Origin of the sequence: Hymenobacter chitinivorans DSM 11115, from assembly GCF_002797555.1 — a bacterium.
GTDB classification, from domain to species: domain Bacteria; phylum Bacteroidota; class Bacteroidia; order Cytophagales; family Hymenobacteraceae; genus Hymenobacter; species Hymenobacter chitinivorans.
On sequence record NZ_PGFA01000001.1, the window covers coordinates 2,532,460 to 2,550,683 of the forward strand.

At 64.3% G+C, this 18,224-nt stretch carries 12 protein-coding genes and 1 riboswitch; of the genes, 10 read left to right on the plus strand and 2 right to left on the minus strand.

Features of this window, described 5'->3' with window-relative positions; all coding sequences use genetic code 11:
- Window positions 1-357 precede the first annotated feature (357 nt).
- Window positions 358-449, minus strand: a riboswitch (SAM riboswitch).
- Between the two features lie 345 nt (window positions 450-794).
- The 6 genes from CLV45_RS10735 to CLV45_RS10760 all read left to right on the plus strand — a co-directional run bounded on the left by CLV45_RS10735 (window position 795) and on the right by CLV45_RS10760 (window position 6,309).
- Window positions 795-2,111, plus strand: coding sequence for an APC family permease (locus tag CLV45_RS10735; RefSeq protein ID WP_100336351.1), 1,317 nt, complete (start codon window positions 795-797; stop codon window positions 2,109-2,111).
- 63 nt (window positions 2,112-2,174) lie between these two features.
- Window positions 2,175-3,341 (plus strand): LLM class flavin-dependent oxidoreductase, encoded by a 1,167-nt coding sequence (locus CLV45_RS10740; protein WP_100336352.1) that lies wholly within the window; start codon window positions 2,175-2,177, stop codon window positions 3,339-3,341.
- A 330-nt stretch (window positions 3,342-3,671) separates the two neighbouring features.
- The gene (locus tag CLV45_RS10745; protein WP_100336353.1) at window positions 3,672-4,106 is read left to right on the plus strand and encodes a hypothetical protein; all 435 of its coding nucleotides are present in this window, start codon (window positions 3,672-3,674) and stop codon (window positions 4,104-4,106) included.
- Window positions 4,103-4,789, plus strand: coding sequence for an SCO family protein (locus CLV45_RS10750; RefSeq protein WP_100336354.1), 687 nt, complete (start codon window positions 4,103-4,105; stop codon window positions 4,787-4,789). The genes CLV45_RS10745 and CLV45_RS10750 overlap by 4 nt, the downstream gene beginning before the upstream one ends.
- Entirely contained in the window at window positions 4,789-5,223 is a 435-nt protein-coding gene (locus CLV45_RS10755) for a c-type cytochrome (RefSeq protein WP_245882829.1), read from the plus strand. Before CLV45_RS10750 ends, CLV45_RS10755 begins: the two co-directional genes overlap by 1 nt.
- A gap of 117 nt (window positions 5,224-5,340) precedes the next feature.
- Window positions 5,341-6,309, plus strand: coding sequence for an enhanced serine sensitivity protein SseB C-terminal domain-containing protein (locus tag CLV45_RS10760; protein ID WP_100336355.1), 969 nt, complete (start codon window positions 5,341-5,343; stop codon window positions 6,307-6,309).
- 203 nt (window positions 6,310-6,512) lie between these two features.
- On the opposite strand, the gene CLV45_RS10765 is transcribed toward CLV45_RS10760, so the two are convergent.
- A complete protein-coding gene (locus CLV45_RS10765) occupies window positions 6,513-7,046 on the minus strand; it encodes a DUF2062 domain-containing protein (RefSeq protein WP_100336356.1) in 534 nt (177 codons plus the stop codon).
- Between the two features lie 93 nt (window positions 7,047-7,139).
- On the opposite strand from CLV45_RS10765, the gene CLV45_RS10770 reads away from it, so the two are divergent.
- The 4 genes from CLV45_RS10770 (at window position 7,140) to CLV45_RS10785 (ending at window position 11,040) form a co-directional block, all read left to right on the plus strand.
- Window positions 7,140-8,108, plus strand: coding sequence for a YihY/virulence factor BrkB family protein (locus CLV45_RS10770; RefSeq protein WP_100336357.1), 969 nt, complete (start codon window positions 7,140-7,142; stop codon window positions 8,106-8,108).
- Window positions 8,109-8,314: 206 nt separating this feature from the next.
- Complete coding sequence (locus CLV45_RS10775; RefSeq protein WP_100336358.1) at window positions 8,315-9,697, plus strand: DEAD/DEAH box helicase; 1,383 nt, start codon at window positions 8,315-8,317, stop codon at window positions 9,695-9,697.
- Window positions 9,690-10,049 (plus strand): low molecular weight protein tyrosine phosphatase family protein, encoded by a 360-nt coding sequence (locus CLV45_RS10780; RefSeq protein WP_100336359.1) that lies wholly within the window; start codon window positions 9,690-9,692, stop codon window positions 10,047-10,049. The genes CLV45_RS10775 and CLV45_RS10780 overlap by 8 nt, the downstream gene beginning before the upstream one ends.
- A gap of 43 nt (window positions 10,050-10,092) precedes the next feature.
- The gene (locus tag CLV45_RS10785) at window positions 10,093-11,040 is read left to right on the plus strand and encodes a M90 family metallopeptidase (RefSeq protein WP_100336360.1); all 948 of its coding nucleotides are present in this window, start codon (window positions 10,093-10,095) and stop codon (window positions 11,038-11,040) included.
- 134 nt (window positions 11,041-11,174) lie between these two features.
- On the opposite strand, the gene CLV45_RS10790 is transcribed toward CLV45_RS10785, so the two are convergent.
- On the minus strand, window positions 11,175-18,212 hold the full coding sequence (locus tag CLV45_RS10790) for an Ig-like domain-containing protein (RefSeq protein WP_100336361.1): 7,038 nt from the start codon (window positions 18,210-18,212) through the stop codon (window positions 11,175-11,177).
- Window positions 18,213-18,224 lie beyond the last annotated feature (12 nt).

The window sequence follows — 18,224 nt, forward strand, 5'->3', positions numbered from 1 at the left end:
CAGTCGGGCTAATTCAGGTGCTTGCAGCCGCTGAAATAGGATGATGAGAAGAAAAATTGGATTGGCCAGAAGGATAAATCTGGCAGCCGGGCCCCGAAACCGCTCGAAAACGGCGTGGACCTGGCCCGCAAGGCGCACAAGCAGCCTTGCGGAAAGGGTGCAGCAAGCCAACGTGCTAGGTCAGCCGACTACGGGAGCAAACAAGAAGGAAGAAAGGAAGTACCTGATCCTTAGCAGCTCAAGCCCGGCGCGGGCATACAGACCGCGCAACACAGCATGCCACAACAGCCCGTGAGCTGGGCGGCGCGGGGTGCGAGGAAGGCGAGGGAGCTGGTGAAGGCTTTCACGGCGTTGTTGTTTTTATATGGTCAGGACTTGGCACCGTTCCGGATGTTCCGGGGGTTGTCGGCGTTTCATAGAGCCTGTCTCTCCACGCCTCTGTATAAAAACAATCCTTTGATGGACTCAAGAATTGGTGCTCCAAAGGTAAAGCGGCGAAATTCAGAAACGCAAATATTATTTTTCAGCCGGGTAACATCCGGAGTTGCTACGGCGAAGCTTAGCCCACCAAAAAACTTGCACTACGGGCCGCGCAGTCTATATTTGCCCCTGCCCGGCTTCGCGGCTTGCCCGAAAAAATGGGTACTCAGGCCACCGGAATTCCTGCTTTTCTACCCGCATGCACCCCGTAAAGCCATTCGAAAACCGCTGTTGTTGTTGCCCCGCAACTACCTGACTTCCGCGTCGTGGGGGCCGTGTGCGCCGCCCGTTTTCCATTGCTTTTCGCTTTTTGCATGACTTCTGCTTCCGTCGCCGCCCCACGGCCCGACCTGGTGCGCGGCATCCGCCGCTGGGATTTCGTGGCCCTCATCATTAACATCACCATCGGGGCCGGTATCCTGGGTTTGCCGGCCAAGATTTACGCCCTGGTCGGCGCCTACAGCCTGGTGGCTTACGGAGCTGCCGCGGCCATTGTGACGCTGATTATTCTCTGCTTTGCCGAGGTCAGCAGCCGCTTCAGCGGGGCCGGCGGGCCCTACCTCTACGCCCGGGAAGCCTTCGGGCCCCTGGTTGGGTTTGAGGTGGGCTGGCTCCTGTGGGTGTCGCGCCTGGCCAGCTTCGCGGCCCTCTGCAACCTGTTCGTGGACTACGCCGCTTACTTCTGGCCCGCCGTGGGCGCGGGTGTGGGCCGGGCGGGGCTGATGGCCGCCTTAATTACGGCCCTGACCCTGCTGAACCTAGTGGGCGTGCGGCGGGCTTCACGGGCCAATAACGTGTTTACCGTCAGCAAGGTCCTGCTGCTGGTGCTGTTCACGGTGGTCGGGTTGTTGTTCGTCGATTGGCGGGCATTTTCCTTTGCCGTGGCCCCCTCCTACACCGGCTTTTCCAGCGCCGTGCTGCTGCTGATTTTCACCTTCTCGGGCTTCGACGTCGCCGCTATTCCGGCCGCCGAAATCCAGCAGCCCCAGCGCAACGTGCCTTTTGCCTTGTTCACGGCCATTGCCACCGTGGCCGTGCTGTTTCTGCTGGTCCAGGTGGTCTGCATCGGCACGCTGCCCGATTTGGCCTCGGCCGAGCGGCCCCTGGCCAGCGCCACCCAGCAGTTTCTGGGCCCCGTCGGGGCCGCTTTCGTGGCGGCGGCGGCCATGCTCACGGCCCTGGGCACGCTCAACGCCCTGATGCTCACGGGGCCCCGCCTGCTGTTTGCCCTGGCCGAGCAGGGTCAGATTCCGGCCTTTTTCGGCGCCACGCACCTACGCTTCCGCACGCCTTACGTGGCTATTCTGGTGTCGGCGGTGCTGAAGCTGGCCCTGGCTATTTCCGGCACCTTTATCTACGCCCTGACGCTGAGCACGATTATTCGCCTGTCTTACTTTGCTTTGACCTGCGCCGCCTTGCCGGTGCTGCGGCGCCGCTACCCCGAGCGGCCCGCGCCGTTTCGGGTGTGGGGCGGCGCGGTAGTAGCGGCTTTGTGCGTGGCCTTGTGCCTGTGGCTGCTGTCGAACAGCGCGGCGAATGAGGCCCGCGACGTGGCCCTGGTCGCCGTGGCGGGCTTGGTCTTGTACGTGCTGTATAGCTGGCGCCGCCCGGCCGCGCCCCGCCGTTTGTAGCCCCGCTACGCGGTTAACTCTCCTCCTGTCCTTATCCGGCTTTGCCGGGCCTGATTCCTGCCAATGCTTTCCACTCCCATTTCCTCCGTTGCCATCCGCACCCCGCAGCGGGTGGCCGAAATTTCCTGGTTTGACGACCTCTGCGGCGGCGACACCCAGTATTTGAGCGTGCTCGACGGGGCTTACCGCAGCTCCTGGGCCCACTGCCGCGACATCGTGCTGCGGTCCGAGGAGCTGGGCTACTCCAACATCCTGCTGCCGACTTCCTACACGGTGGGCCAGGACGTCATGACCTTTGCCGCCGGCATTGCGCCCCAGACCTCGCGCATCAACCTGCTCACCGCCATCCGGACCGGGGAAATTCACCCGCCCATGCTGGCCCGGGCCCTGGCCTCGCTCGACCACATGCTGGAAGGCCGCCTGACCATCAATATCATCAACTCCGATTTGCCCGGCCTGCGCGAGGTGCCCGAGCTGCGCTACCAGCGCTGCGCCGAAACTATCGAAATCCTGCGCCAGGCCTGGACCCAGGAGCGCATCGTGCACAAGGGCGAGCTGTACCAGTTCGACATGCCCTCGGACCCGGCCAAGCCCTACCAGCAGAACGGCGGCCCATTGCTGTACTTCGGCGGCACATCGGAAGGCGCCCGGGCGGTGTGCGCCCAGTACTGCGACATGTTTTTGATGTGGCCCGAAACCGAGGAAATGCTCTACGACACGATGCAGGACCTCAGCGCGAGGGCCGCCGCCCACGGCCGGCAAATCGACTTCGGCCTGCGCATTCACGTCATCGTGCGCGAAACCGAGGACGAGGCCCGGGCCTATGCCCAAAAGCTCATGTCCAAGTTTGACCCCGTGAAAGGGGCCGAAATCAAGAGCCGGGCCCAGGATTCGTGGTCCTTGGGCGTGCACCGCCAGAACCAGCTGCGCGAGCACGCCGACATGGAAGGCTTCGTGGAACCGTTGCTGTGGACCGACATCGGCAAGGCCCGCTCCGGGGCCGGCGGGGCGTTGGTGGGCAACCCCGACCAGATTGTGGAGAAACTCAACCGCTACATGGACATGGGTTTCCGGGCCTTTATCTTCTCGGGCTACCCCCTGCTCGGCGAGGCCGACTACTTTGCCCGCTACGTGCTGCCCCGCCTGCCCAACGTGTCCATGCCCCACTTCCAGGGCCGGGTGCCGCGCGAAACGCCCGTCACCCCGCTGACGACGGCCCCGCTGCGGTAAATAGTCCTGGTTTAAAAGAACGTCATGTCGAGCCCCGCGAGACATCTCGCGGGCAATGGTAATCTTCTTCCGCCTGTGATCCTGAGCCTTGGCGAAGGACCTTCCTCACCTACCCCACCAAGCCTGATACCAAGGCGCCCCCGTACTCACCGGTAGCAAAGGGCTTTCGTACGTTGTACAAAGTTTGTCACTGAGGCGAGGAAGCTCCTTCGCTACACTTCGTTGCGCTCAGGATGACAAATGGAACAATGACAGGGTAAACAACCTCGGCCCAAAACCCTGCCCAACCCCCACCATCCTAGTCCGGGCCGCGTGCCTTACCTTTGCCGCGTGCTTACTTTCCGTCCTTCCCTGCTGCTGGCCGTGGGCTGCGCAGCCCTGGTAGCTGCCTGCAGCACCGGCCCCACTGAGCAGCAGCAAGTTGAGGCTGCCGAAAAAGCCGTGCTGGCCAGCCACGATACCCTTATGGCCCAGATGGGCCAGCTCTACGACCTGCGCCAGCAGCTCCAAAAGGCTCCCGGGCCCGACACCACGCTGGCCGGCCGGCAGCGCCGCAACCTGCTGCGGGCCGACGCGGCCATGATGGGCTGGATGCACCAGTACCGTAAGCCCGCCGACACCGTAGCGGCCCCGGCCAAGCTGCGCTACTTTGCCGCCCAGCAGCTCAAAATAGATTCCGTGGGCCGGCTCATGCGCCAGAACCTTGACTCGGCCAAGCTGGTTTTACAGCTGGCTACTCCCGCCGCTAATCCTTCCGCTCAATGATTTCCTTCTCGTTTCGCCGCATTTGCCAGGTTGCTTTGCTCACCGTAGGCGGCGCCCTGGCTCTTTCTTCCTGCTCCGATAAACCTGACACGGCCCAAACCCTGCCCTACTACGGGGAGCGGGACGTGCGCCCCCGCGCCGACGGCGGCCCGGCCGATACCATCTTCGCTTCCATTCCCAGCTTCACACTCACCGACCAGGACGGTAAGACCATTACCAACCAGACCTTTGCCGGCAAGGTCTACGTGGCCGACTTCTTCTTTGCCACCTGCCCCAGCATCTGCCCCAAGATGCAGAGCGAGATGCTGCGCGTGTACGAGCAGTTTAAGGACAATCCACGGGTAGTGTTTCTGTCCCACACCATCGATCCGGCCCACGACTCCATCCCCGTGCTGCGCGACTACGCCCAGCGCCTGGGCATTCAGGACGCCAGCCGCTGGCACTTCGCCACCGCCCCCCACGACACGATTTTTCGGCTGGCCCCGCGCTATTTCGCGGCAGTTGAGAAAAACAGTACTGTGGCGGGCGGCTACGCCCACAGCGGTGCCTTCGCCCTGGTCGATTCCGACCGCCACATCCGGGGCGTCTACGACGGCATGGTGAAAGAGAAAGTCGATCAGCTCATCAAGGACTTGCCCGTGCTGCTACAAGAGGAGGCTGCCAAGACGAAAAAAGCCCAGTAATGAAGCGCGTGCGGCAGCCCATTTTGATGGTGCGCGTCCTGGCTGTCCTGGCCAGTGGGGCCAGCGTGATGAGCTGCTTTTCCAACCGGCAAAACGAAGGTGCCACGCTCTACGCCACCCACTGCTCGAACTGCCACGGCAGCCAGGGCGAGGGCCTCAAGCGCCTGATTCCGCCCCTGGCCGGGGCCGACTATCTGGTCAAAAACCGTAGCGGCCTGGCTTGCCTCGTACGCAAGGGGCTGAACGGGCCGCTCGTGGTCAACGGGGTGGAGTTCAACCAGGTGATGCCCGCCGCCGATACGCACCTGACCGACTCCCAGATTACCAACATTCTGAACTTCGTGCAGACTTCCTGGGGCAATAAGGGCGAGATTTTCACGATTCGGGAGGTTTCGGAGCAGCTGCGGGGCTGCGGGGCCAGCGACGGGCGCTAGGCCCCGACTGAACCCGCTGGGAACCAAATTGCTACCATAAAAGTCATAGCTAGGAGCATTTTTGGCGGCATTCTTCCGCAAACCTCCTTAGCTTGCGTATCCAATCCACTACGTCCTATGGGTCTCTTCGACTTTCTGAAATCCAACAAGCCGGCGCCCCAGACGCCGCCCGCTTCCCCGGCTCCCGCCACCCCCGGCGCCGCTTCGTCCGCCCCCGCCGATAACCCCGCTCCCGAGGGTCCGCGCTACAAAGGCGCCAGCTATACCTCGCCCACGCCCGCAGCGCCGGCCCCGATTCCCCCGATGCCTGCCCCGCAGATGCCGATTCCGGAGCTGCCCAGCATGCCCCACTTCGAGCCCGTCAACGTGCTGGAGCAACTGCTCTTCAACGCCGCTACCATGCCCGAATTCCGCCCCGGCTTCTACCAGGCCTTGCTCAACGAGGAAGTCTTCGTGGTGACCATCCCCAAGGAAGGCGAGCCGATGGGCGAAGTGACGCCGGTGGAAGGCATGGAAATTCAGCTGCAGGTGCTCAACGACGGCAAAATTCCGGTATTCACCTCCAAGGAGCGCATTTTTGAAGGCGGCACGGATGAAGAATCCCTGCCCTTCATGCGCCTGCGCGGCCTCGACTTCTTCCAGATGGTGCAAGGAGCCGACTGCGCCCTGAACCCCTTCTCGACGGTGGGCAAGATGCTGCCGGCCAACGAAATTGCCGAGCTGCTCAACAGCAACCTGGCCCAGGCGGCCCCCGGCAACATGCAAGTGACGCTGGGCCCCGTAACCGAAGACCACGCGCCCCTGATTGAGGCCCTGCGCGGTTTTGCCCAGAGTAAGCCCCAGATTGAAACGGCCCACGTGGCCCTGGTGCGCTTCCAGGACGAAGCCACTCCCCCCCGCCTGCTGCTGGCCTTCTACACCGACGACAACGACCCGGCCTTCCTGGAGGAAATGGGTCCCGTAGTGCAGGGCAACCTCAAGCCAGACGACCTGGTCGACGTAATGGTGCTCGACAAAGCGTCGGAGGAGCCGCTCAACCAGTACTTCCTGCAGGCCGTGCCCGTGTACAAGCGTGCTGGGGCGTAGTCGTTCAGCCGAACGATTCCTGCTCAGCTTAATCAAGCGAAAGGCCACCCCGGTTCCCGGGGTGGCCTTTCGTATTTTTCTCCTACGCTCAGTTCGGGGTAGCGCTGTAGCTTTTCGGAAAGTTTCTGCACTGATAAGTGCTAGCCAGGCTTTGAAATTGCACGAAAGCAAGGGCCGCCGCTTAGCTGGGGCCGGCCGCCACGCTACGCCGCCGGGGCGGCCTGCCGGGCCAGCAGCCGCCGGAACACCGGCCGCAGGCCAAAGTAGAGCAGCACGCCCACCGGCACCGACAGCACCGCCCAGAGCAGCACTGCCCCCGCCCCGGCCCGCCACAGCAACGACAAGGCGCTGCCCCAGTCGGTGGCGAAGAGGTGGCGGAGCTGGTCGAGGCTGAGCTCCGGGCCCTGGCCGTTGCCGAGCAGCCGGGCCCCGAAGCGCAGCAGCGGAATCAGCACCAGCAGCTGCAAAGGGCTCATCAGGTGACTTACAATCAGGGTGGCGGCCACGTTCAGGCGCAGGCGCACGGCGGCGAAGGTGGCTACCACGGTAGTGATGCCCAGGATTGGCACCAGGCCCAGCGGCACGGCCAGGGCCACCGTCAGGGCCAGCTGGGGCGGGGTCAGGCCCTGCTTGAGAATGTTGCGCAACGGCTCTACCACCCGGCGGCGCCACCAACTGTCGGGGCGCGGGGGCGGCGTGGCCGGCAGCACGGATGGAGCGGAAGAAAACTCAGGCATCGGTAAAAAAAGAGACTGGACAGTACGACGCCGGCACCTTACCTTCGTTGTTCGCACCAAACGGCTTTACCCCGAAGTTCGTACGTGAAGCCGATGACAAAGGTACGCCAGCCGGGCCAGCCCCGCCGAAAAGTCTGGACAGATTTCTTTCTGCTATTGAAGCGGGCGGCCAAGGAATTTGCCCTCAACGACCCGCTGCGGCTGGGCGCGGCCACCGCCTTTTTTACCACGTTTGCCCTGCCGCCCATCCTGATTATCCTCATTCAGCTCCTGGGCTCGGTGTATTCCGCCACGGGCATCCGTCAGCTGCTGCTGCGCAAGCTCTCGGCGGCCCTGGGCACCTCGGCGGCCGAGCTGGTGGAACAGATTCTGCTGAACGTGACCAACGTGGAGCGCAGCCGCCTGCTCACCTGGCTGGGTTTCGGCTTTCTGCTCTTTATTTCGACCACGCTGTTTGTGGTCATTCAGAACTCGCTCAACCAGCTCTGGCAGGTGCGGCCCAACCGCGCCACGGGCCGCTTCCGCAAGATGCTCAAGGAGCGCAGCCGCTCCCTGGGTTTGCTCCTGACCACGGGCCTGCTTTCGTTGGTGGCCTTTCTGAGCGACGCGCTGCTGGCCTTTTTCGCCGACTATATCCGCGGCTTCGACGCTACCTTCGGCTACTATCTAATTCAGGTGCTCAACCAGTTCGTGTCCTTGCTGATTCTGGCCGTCTGGTTTGGTGTCACGTTCCGCAACCTGAGCAACGCCAAAGTGCCCTGGAAGGCCGTGCTGCGCGGGGCCGTGCTGACGGCCGTGCTCATCGACCTGGGCGAGTTTGCCCTGGGCCACCTGCTGGTGCCCCGCAACCTGGGCCCGATTTACGGCCACGCCTCCAGTATCGTGCTCGTGCTGCTGTTCGTGTTTTACTCGGCCATGATTTTCTACTTCGGGGCCTGCTTCACCAAAGTTTACGCGCACTACGTGGGCATGGACATCCGGCCCAAAAAGCACGCCGTGCGCTACCGCCTCGTCGATTTGCCCGATGAGCCCCGGCACCGCGGCGCCTCCGGCAGCTGGTGAGGCGGTGACTTAGTGAATGAGTGAGTTGGTGAAGTAATAAGCTGGCGGAAGTCTTACGCGCGACGCAGCCGGGCATGATTTCTCGCCGCCCCACGGGGCAAGTCGCCAGACTTGCTTCCCCGGACTGCTTGCTTGCTGTCTAAACCCTGCCCCGTGGCTGCCGCCGAAATCCGCCGTACCTTTGCTTTTATACTATACCGTTTCGCATGCCCTCTTTTGCCGACCTTGGCCTCGCGCCGTCTTTGATCCAAGCTCTGGAAGAGCTGAATTTCACCGTTCCTACGCCCGTTCAGGAGCAGGTAATTCCGATGGCCCTGGCCGGGCAGGACGTGGTGGGGCAGGCCCCTACCGGCTCGGGCAAAACGGCCGCCTACGGCTTGTCCATCCTGCATCAGGTGGATATCAAGCTCGATGCGGTGCAGATCATTGTGCTGGTACCGGCCCGGGAACTGGCCCTGCAGGTGCGCGACGCCCTCAAGAAACTCGGCAAATACACGCCCAACCTGCGGGTGGCGGCCTTCTATGGCGGCCACGCCTTCCGCGACGAAACGGCTTCCCTGAAGCAGGCCCCCCACATTGTGGTGGCCACGCCCGGCCGTTTGCTCGACCACTTCGAGCGCCGCACCATCATTCCCAACCAGCTCAAAGTTCTGATCTTGGACGAGGCCGACAAGCTTCTGGAGCTGGGCTTCCAGGATGAGCTGGTCGAAATCATCAAGCGCCTGCCCCGCCGCCGCCAGACGCTGCTGTTCTCGGCCACGATGTCGGACAAGGTGCTGGATCTGATTCGCAAGAACCTGACCCGGCCCCGGGTCGTGAATGCCGGCGAAGATGAGGCCTCGCTGCCCGAAAACCTGACGCTGCGCGGCCACGTGGGTCCGATTGAGAAGAAGCCCGCCGCGTTGCTCCACCTGTTGCACCAGCCCGAAACCGGCCGCGCCCTGATCTTCTGCAACACCCGCGAGAAGTGCACCGAGCTGGCCCGCTTCCTGCAGGGCCGGGGTGTGGCGGCCGAAGTGCTGCACGGCAAAATGCCCCAGCCCGAGCGCGACAAAGCCCTGATGAAGCTGCGCAACGGCTCCAGCCAGGTGGTAGTGGCCACCGACGTAGCCGCCCGCGGCCTCGACGTGACGGCCCTCGACACGGTTATCCAGTACGACGCGCCCGACAAGGCCGACTCTTTCCAGCACCGGGCCGGCCGCACGGCCCGCGCCGGCGCCGAGGGCGTAGCCCACATCCTGACCACGCCCCACGAGCAGAAGCACGTGCAGAAGTGGCCGGTAGCCGAAACCATCAAGTGGCAGGATATGCACGCGCCCAAGCTGCCGCCCGCCGCGCCCAAGGCCCCCCGCCCCACCAGCACCACGCTGCACGTCTCGGCCGGCCGCCGCGACAAAGTCAGTGCCCACGACTTGGTGGGTACCTTCGTAGCCCACGGCGGCCTGGAGCGTGACGCCGTCGGCCACATCGAGGTATTCGACCACTACAGCTACGTGGCCGTGCCCCGCGACCAGGCCCAGGAAGTCGCCAACCGCGTAACGGGTGCCAAGATTAAGGGCCGCAAGATTCGGGTTTCGGTCGTTGAGTAAAGAGAGCATTAAACTGGCTGAACCCCGCCAACTGCTCTTCATTTGCAGCCAGAACCGCTGGCGCAGCCTCACGGCCGAGCGGCTCTTCGACGCGCACCCGCACTACGAGGCCCGCTCAGCCGGCACTGAGCCGGGCGCCCGGGTGCGGGTGCAGGTCGGGCACCTGGGCTGGGCCGATGTGGTATTCGTAATGGAGCGTCGCCACGCCGATATTCTGCGCGACAAGTTTGGGGCGGCGCTGGCCGGCAAACCGGTTGTGAACCTGCGCATTCCCGACAAGTTTCAGTTCCTAGCCCCACTGCTGGTGGAGCTGCTGCGCGAGCGGCTGCGGGAACACCTGCCGCATCTGTAGCGGGATGCTATAACCAAAAGGTTTTTCCCGCGTTTAGCCGGCCATGAATTACGTTGTGTACCTGGCCGTGCTGGCCGGGATTGTCTTCCTGTTTTACCGCTACGTTACCCGCGACGCCCGCGTGAAAGCTGCCGCCCTGGCCGCCGAGTTTCCCGACGAGTGGCGGCAGATTCTGGCTACCCGCGTGGCGTTTTACCTCTCGCTCACCGTTGATGAGAAGAAGCGCTTCGAGCGGGAAGTGCAGGTGTTTCTAGCCCAAACCCGCATTACCGGTCTGCAAACCGAGGTCGATGACGTGACGCGGGTGCTGGTGGCGGCTTCGGCCATCATTCCCATCTTCGGCTTCCGCGACTGGGAGTACGGCAACCTGGGCGAGGTGCTCATCGTGCCCGACTCCTGGCGCGAGGCCCGTGACCCGGACCAGGAAGTAGCTCCGCTGCAGGGGCAGCTGCTGGGCTCGGTGCGTAATTTCCAGAACCAGCACTACATGCACCTGTCGAAAGCCTCGCTGGAACAGGGCTTCAAGGACGGCCTGGACAAGCAGAACGTGGGCATCCACGAGTTTGCCCACATGCTCGACGAGGCCGACGGCGTCATCGACGGGGTGCCCAAGCTGGCCTTGCCGCCCGAGCTGCTCAAGCCCTGGGCCGAGGTGATGGAGCGCGAAATCGAGGCCATCCGGGAGGGTAAGTCGGAAATCAACTCCTACGGCGGCACCAACGAAGCCGAGTTTTTCGCCGTCGTGACGGAGTACTTCTTCGAGAAGCCCGAAAAGCTGCAGGAACACCACCCCGAACTCTACCAGCTGCTGAGCCGGGCCCTGCGCCAAAACCCCAAGAAACGCTTCCTGCGCTTCGCCGTCGACCCGCGCGAGTGGCTCAAAACCCTGCGCTCCAAGCGGAAGTTCGGCCGCAACGACCCCTGCCCCTGCGGCAGCGGCAAGAAGTACAAGGACTGTCATTTGTTGCAGCAGGAAGCCCAGGCCGCCTAGCCCAGCCGGGCCGGTCGGCGCAACGGCAGCTAAGGCCCACGCCCTACCCACTGGTGGCGGAAACCACTCCGGCTGCTAAAAGCAAAAAGGGCTCTTCCTCGCGGAAGAGCCCTTTTTCGCAGGTAACAGCCCGCTTATTCCTTGATTAGGCGTTGCGAGAACTGCTGGCCGTTGCCGCGTACCAGCACGAGGTAGGTACCCGCCTGCAGTTCCGCCACCGGCATGGCCAAGGCCGAGCCGCCCAGCACGGAATAGCGGGCCACTACCCGGCCGGTAACATCCAGCACCGTCGCCTGGTAGGCGCCCTGGGGCAGGGTGGTCAGGTCCAGGGTGGTAGTGCGGTCCTGGGCTTTCACCGGGTTAGGATACACGCTCAGGCTGGCAACGATATTGCCCTGGAAGCGCACGGTGCGCACCGGCGAGTAGTCGGCCGTGCCGTCCCGGTCGACCTGGCGCAGGCGGTAGTACACCGTGCCGCTCACCTTGGCGCCAATACCGGCATCGGTGAAGCTGTAGGTGTAGCCCTGGGTGCTGGTGCCGTGGCCCTGTACTTTGCCAATTGCTTCGAAAACACTGCCGTTCAGGCTGCGCTCCACCAGGAAGAAGTCGTTGTTTTTCTCCGCAGCCGTCTTCCACGTCAGCACCGCATTCACCTTGGCAGTTTCGGCCGTGAAGGCCACCAGCTCTACCGGCAGCGGGGCTCCGCCGATGGTGAAGGGTACAGCCTGAGTATTGGTACCACCAAATTCATCGGTGGTCGTGATGGTAATGGAATACGTTCCGCTCCGTAGCAGCTGCCGGTTGCTCACCGTAATCTGGCCGGTGGCAGCATTCAGGGCCAGGCCCAGCGTGTTGAGCTGCTGGGTGCCGGCCGCGTCCGTAGTTGCCAGGCGAATACCGACGTCGGCCACGGTGGTCAGGTTGGTGGTGGCACTGAAGCTGTACTTGCCGCCGTTGGCATCGAAGCCGCTGGTGATGACGTCGCCATTCTGATACGCCACGGTACCGCCCAGCACCGGCCCGGCCGTGTACACCGCCGCGTTGTCGAGGCCCACGGGCAGGGTGTAGAGCACCGCTGCCGATTCGGCGCCACTGTTGTCGATGGCGGCGTAGGTGAAGAAGGCATTGCCCACGAAGCTGGTCACGGGGTCGAAGCGCAGGTTGCCGGCCGTGGAGGCGGCCAGGGGAAAGCGGCCGTTGGTCAGCGTTACGGGGGCGTAGTTCACACCATCAGCGGCGTAAAACAGGGTGCCTTCCGTGGTGGTGTTGGGCAGGGAAGTCAGCACGAAGCTGGTTACCGAGCCGTCGGCATCGGTAGCGCTGAGCGGCGAAATGGCTTGGGCCGTGGTGGCCGTGTTGCCGTCGGGGGCCGTCAGACTATTCACCAGGGCGTTGGCAACCACCACCTGGTTGGCCAGGTTCGTGGTGTAGGTCTGCGAATCGTCGCTGGTGGTGACTTGCGCGGTGCTGGTGGTAGCGGTGCCCGTTACCCAGAACGAGGGGCTGCCCGCCGGGGCCGGGAACGTAATGGTATACGCTGCCGCGGCCGAGGCTTCCTGGCCCGCCAGCAGCGTGCCAATGGCCGGGAAAGTAACCAGGCCCGAGCCGGGAGCATACGTGCCCCCACCCGAAATAACCACCTTGCTCGGGTCCAGATTCGTGGGAATCTGCACCGTCATCGTCACACCCTGGGCCGGGGAAGGACCGTCGTTCAGGGCCCGCACCAGGTAAGTTACCGGCTGCCCGGGCAGTACCGAGCCCGTCAGCACCGAGGTCGTGGGGCTGGGGCCGCGCACGATGGCCCGCACGTTGGTCAGGGAAGTAATGGCCACGCTGGTCGAGGCCACGTTGTTGCCCGGCGCACCGTCGCTGTTCACCGAGCTTACGCTGGCCACCGCCGTCAGCGGACCCACCCCGGGCACGATGACCGTGATGGTGTTGTTTTGCTGGTTGGCCACGCCGCTGGCCAGGGAGGCCACCGCCGGGAAGGTGACGATGCCCGTGGCGGGGTCGTACACGCCGTCGTTGGAAATCGAGAAGCTGGCCGCCGACAAACCCACCGGCAGGGCCACGCGCTGCACCACGTTGGTAGCCGCCGCCGAGCTGTAGTTGGTAGTAGTTACCGTAAAGGTCACCGTCTGCCCCGCCGTTTGGGTGCTGGTGCTGGCGCTGATAGCCGTGCCCAGGTCCTCGGCCGTGGCCGTGGCCCGCAGAATGCTCGTGGTAAACGTGGCCGCGTTGTTGGTCCGGCTCAGGTCGTTGGTCGAGCCCGTCACGGAAGCCACGGCCGTGGCCGTCACGGCCGCTACATCGGGGGCGTTGAAAGTAATGGTGTTGGTAACGGCACCGGCCGCACCTACCGCTACTTCAGCCTGGGCCGGCCAGGTCACGAGGCCCGTGGTAGCATTGTAGGCACTGGCCACAATGTTGCCGGCCGCGTCGCGGGCTACCACGTTGCTCAGACCCACGGGCAGCTGCACGGTGGTCGTGACACTGGCGGCGGGAGACAGGCCGTTGTTGAGCGTCCGCACGCTCAGCACCACCGGCGTACCGTTCACGACGACCTCCGGCCCGGCTATGGTTGCCACGACATCCGCCGCGCGGCTGCCGGTTACCAGCACGGCATTCGTGTTGTTGGCCGTTTGCAGGTCGGGCGTGGTGCTGGTTACAAAGCCCATGACCGGGAACGAAGCCGTGGCCGGAGCATCAAACGAAATGGTATTCGTCAGGATTTGTCCCGGGGCCAGGCTCGGAATGGTCGGGTAAGCCAGCAGGGTCTGGTTGGGCTGCACGTCGGGGCTGCCGGTCGTGCCGGCCAGCACGTTGCTGGTATAGGTCAGGTTGGCAACGGCCGGGGGCAGGCGCACAAACTGCTGCACGTTCGAAGCCGCCACCGCGCCGTTGTTGACGGTCGTTACAGTATAAGTCACGCGCTGGCCGGCCGTTACCGTGGCGGGTCCCACGATGGTCGTCAGCACGTCGGCCGCGGGGCTGATGGTCACCAGGGTCGTGGCGCCGTTGTCGGCCGGCACGGGGTCGGCGGTGAGGGTGCTGGCGCTGACGCTGGCCCGCAGCGGACCGTAGGCCGGAGTCGGCAGCTGCACCGTGTAGCTTTGCGCCGCGCCGCTGGTCAGGCTCGTGGCGGGCCAGCTAACTACGCCCGTCACCGCGTCGTAGGCTCCACCCGCGTTGATAGTCAGGCTGGTAGGCGTCAGGCCGGCGGGCAGACTCAGCCGCGGGGTTACGGCCGTAGCCGTGCCGGCGCCGGCGTTGCTTACCTGCGCGGTCAGCAGCAGTGGGGCGCCGGGAGCCACATGGGTCACGGGCAAACCACCGCTGGTGGCGGCTACGGCGGCGTGCACGTTGGCTGCCAGACCGGAAGTGGCACTAACCGTAGTAGAAGTCGAAGCCGAGTTGTTGCCCAGCACGGTTTCGCCGCTGCCGACGACGGTGGCCGTAGCCGCGAAGCTACCCGCCGTGGCGGGAGCCGCCAGGCGCACGGTGTTGGTCACGCTGTGGCCGGCGGGCAGGTACTCCAGGGGCGGGAACGTAACGACCGTGGTGTTGGAGCCGGCGTTGTAGGCGTAGGTGCCTTTGTTGGAAACGAAAAGCTGGGTCAGGTCGCCGGGCAGGCTCAGGGTTTGGATGACGCCGGTGGCCAAAGACGGACCGGCGTTTTTCGTTACCACGGTATAGGTAAGCGGCGTACCGGTGCCCACGGTAGTTGGGGCGCTTAGGGTCGTCGTCAGGTCAAATGCCGGGGCAACCTGCACCGTGGCCGTAGCCCCGTTGGTAGCAGTGTTCAGGTCGGGCGTAGCCGCCGTGGCGCTGGCCGAGCCGATGAACGGCCCCGTCGCCGGCGCCAGGAAGGTGACGCTGTAGGCAGTAGTCGTGCCGCTGGCCTGGCTGGTCGTAATGGGGAAGGAAACCAGGCCCGTAGCGCTGTTGTAGCTGCCGCCGTTGCTGAACGTCAGCGTGCCGTTGGTGCCGGGGCCGGTGAGGCCGGCGGGCAATTGCACCGTGGGAGCCACCGAGCCGGCCGCGGCCGGGCCGTTGTTGAGCACCTGCATGGTAAAGGTCACGGGCTGGCCCGCCGTTACGGTAGCGTTGTCGGCCGGGGCCGTCAGGCGCACCACCAGGTCGGCGGTCAGCGGCTGCACGGTCACCACAATGTTGGCCTGGTTGGTGGGCGCGCCGGCGGCGTCCTGCACGGTGTAGGGCGCCGTAGCTGTGCCCACAAAACCCGCTACGGGTACGAAGCTTACCACCCCGCTGGCATCCACCGAGAACGTGCCACTGGACAGCGTCACGGAAGTCTGGCGGCCGTCGAGGCCCGGGTTCAGGTCAACGGAAGCCAGGTTGAAGGAATTTTCCGGGTCCAGGTCGTTGGTCAGCACGCTGATGGTGGCCGTGGTGCCGGTCATGATGCTGGCGGCATCGGCCATGGCCGTCGGGGCCACGTTGCACGAGCCGAAGTACACGTCGTCTACGCCCAGGTCGTTGCCGCCCTGCACGGTGCTCACGTTGCGGATTTCAAAGGTGGCCGTCGTGTTACTACCCGAAAACCACACGTCGGAAAACTGCACCCACTGGTCCGGCGACTCATTCAGCTGAATGGTGCCCGACACCGATTCGCCGTTGATGACGAAGCCCAGCTCCGGCACAGCCGAGTTGCTGTTCGGGGGCAGCAGGTTGTTGAAGAAAGCCGAGAAGGTGTAGTAGCGGTTGGGCTGCACCGTCACGGTCTGCGAGTAGAGCGTCCGGATCGACGAGGCGCCGTTCACGAGCAGGTAGTTGTCGTTGGTGCCGCCGTGGCCCGTGCCCTGGAAGTTGGGGTGGTAGCTGTTGGCGTTGGCGCCCACGGTGTAGGTGCCCTCCGGGTAGAGGCCGGAGTTGAAGTCGTTGGCCACGAAAGTCGAGGCCACGTAGCGGTAGTTGGTCGAAAAACCGGTATTACCGGCGCTAAACGCGGGGTTGGTCAGCAGGTTGGAGCCCGAGGCCGAGGTGCAGGCCGTGCTGGTGCTGAACACCCGCAGGCTCACGGTAGCGTTGCTGGAGCAGAGCGAGGGTGAGGCGTTGTCGCAGGCGGTGTAGGTGAAGCTGTCGGGGCCGGTGTAGCCCGTGGCGGGCGTGTAGGTGTAAGTGCCGTTGGCGTTGAGCACCACGGTGCCGTGGGCGGCGGCCGTGCGCAGGGCCACCGTAAACACGTTCTGTTCCTGGTCGTAGTCGTTCAGGGCCACGTTGCCGTTCACGGCCGTGTTCAGCGGCACGTCGCGCGAGTCATTGGCCACCACCGGGGGCCGGTTTACCACCTGCACCGTGTAGGTCGCCGCCGCATTCGAGAGCTGGTCGGCGTTGTCGATGGCGTAGTAGGTGAAGGTCGTGGTGCCGATGTAGCCCGCGTTGGGCTCAAAGGTGAGCTTGCCCGCATCGGCCGCCGGAATCCGGGTGGTGGTCGAAACGGCCACGCCGTTTACTTTCAGCGTCCCGTTGGCCGGCAGCTGATTGACCAGAAAGCTTACAACCGAGCCATCGGCATCGGTACCGCTGAGCGGGGCCAGGCTGTAGCCCACCGTCGTCAGCGGCGAAGTAACGTTGTTGGCCACGGGCGGCAGGTTGCCGGGGCCCGCGCACAGCACCGTGCCGGGCACCACCCGCTTCGAGATGCCGGGGCCGGCGTAGGAGAACGTCAGGATGTTGTCCACGGAATTATCACCGTACATCAGGAGCACGTGGTGCAGGCCGGCCGAGAGCGTAACGGTGGCGCTGGCTTTTTCCGACTCGGTGTGCAGCCCGCCGTGGTTGATGGTGGCCGAGGCGGCCGTGGGCGTGGCCGCTATGGCGGCGGCATCCAACCACAGGTAGGAAGCGTCGTCGGAGTTCAGGTAAAAGGTGTAGTTGCCGGTGGTAGGAATGTAGATGCTGCCCCGGTACCGGGCGCTAAAGGCATTGGGGTCGGCGGCGGTGCCGCTGGCCGCGCCGGCCGCCACCAGATTGCCAAAGCTGCTGGTCGTCGGGAAATCCACCTGCGCATCGATGCGGCGCAGGTTGGGCGTGCGGCCGTCAAAAAATGTCAGCACGTCGTTGAAATACCCGTTATAGTACTCCGCCGTCAGGCCGCTGTAGGTGTTGCCGTCCAAGTAAGAGGGGGCGCAGCCCACCGGGGCGGCCACTGCCTGAATGGGAATGGTAAACGTGGCCGGGGCCGAGGTCAGGCTGGCGTTGTCGGTAGCCGAGTAGCGAAACACCACGTTGCCGCCCGCAAACGAGGCGGCCGGGTCGAAGCGCAGGCTGGCGGCCCGGGCCGGCGAGAGGCTCTGGCCCGCGGTTACGGGCACGTAGTTGGCAAACAGCGTCCCGCTGTTGTAGTACAGCACGCCCTGGTTGGCCGGGGGCAGCTGGGTAATGGTGTAGCTGTCGATAGTGCCCTCGGCCGCGGCCTGGAGCCCGTCAATATCGGTCTGGCCGGCCGTGCTGGCCAGGGTGGCGGCGTTTACCACGTCGGCGGCGACGGGCGTGCTGCGGCACCAGGTAAGCTGGTCGATGCCCACGGCCTGCCCGCCGGGCGTGCCGCCGGCCACGTTCTTATAGACCAGCGTGATGGAAGTTACGCTGCCGGTGTAGCTGGCCGTTACGGTGCCGCCCGGGTTGGTAGTTACGTTGCCGAAACCAGTGGCCACGCTACCGCTGATGACCACGCTGCTGCCGGCCGGCCGGGTGAGCGTGGGCGTTACCGGCACGCCGTTGTTGCTACCCGTAAACGTTACCTCGTCCGTGAAGCCCGTCGCCGCGTCAACATCCTGCAGCTGGATAGTTGGGTTGGTAACGGCGTGGTTGAAGGTGAACGTGACGGTGGAGCTTCGCTCACTGGCGGTAGTGGTGCCGGCGTAGGCATTGTACCAGTACAGGGTCCGGTTGCTGCCGTTGAGCGTCTGGATATCGAGTACCGCATTGGTCCCCGTGGCCCCCGACGAATAGCCGGTCGTGCCCACCGTGGTCAGCGTCGTACCAGCCGGTACAGCAATGGGAGTCCGGGCTTTCCAGTTGTCTCCCCCCGGCTGCCCCGAGAAGGCCAGCGTAGTAGTGCTGGTGCACTGCGCCCATACTCCGGAAGCCAGTCCGGGAGCCAGTAGCAGGCCTAGCACAACCCATAAGCGTAAATTTTTCTTCATAGAAAAGTGGTA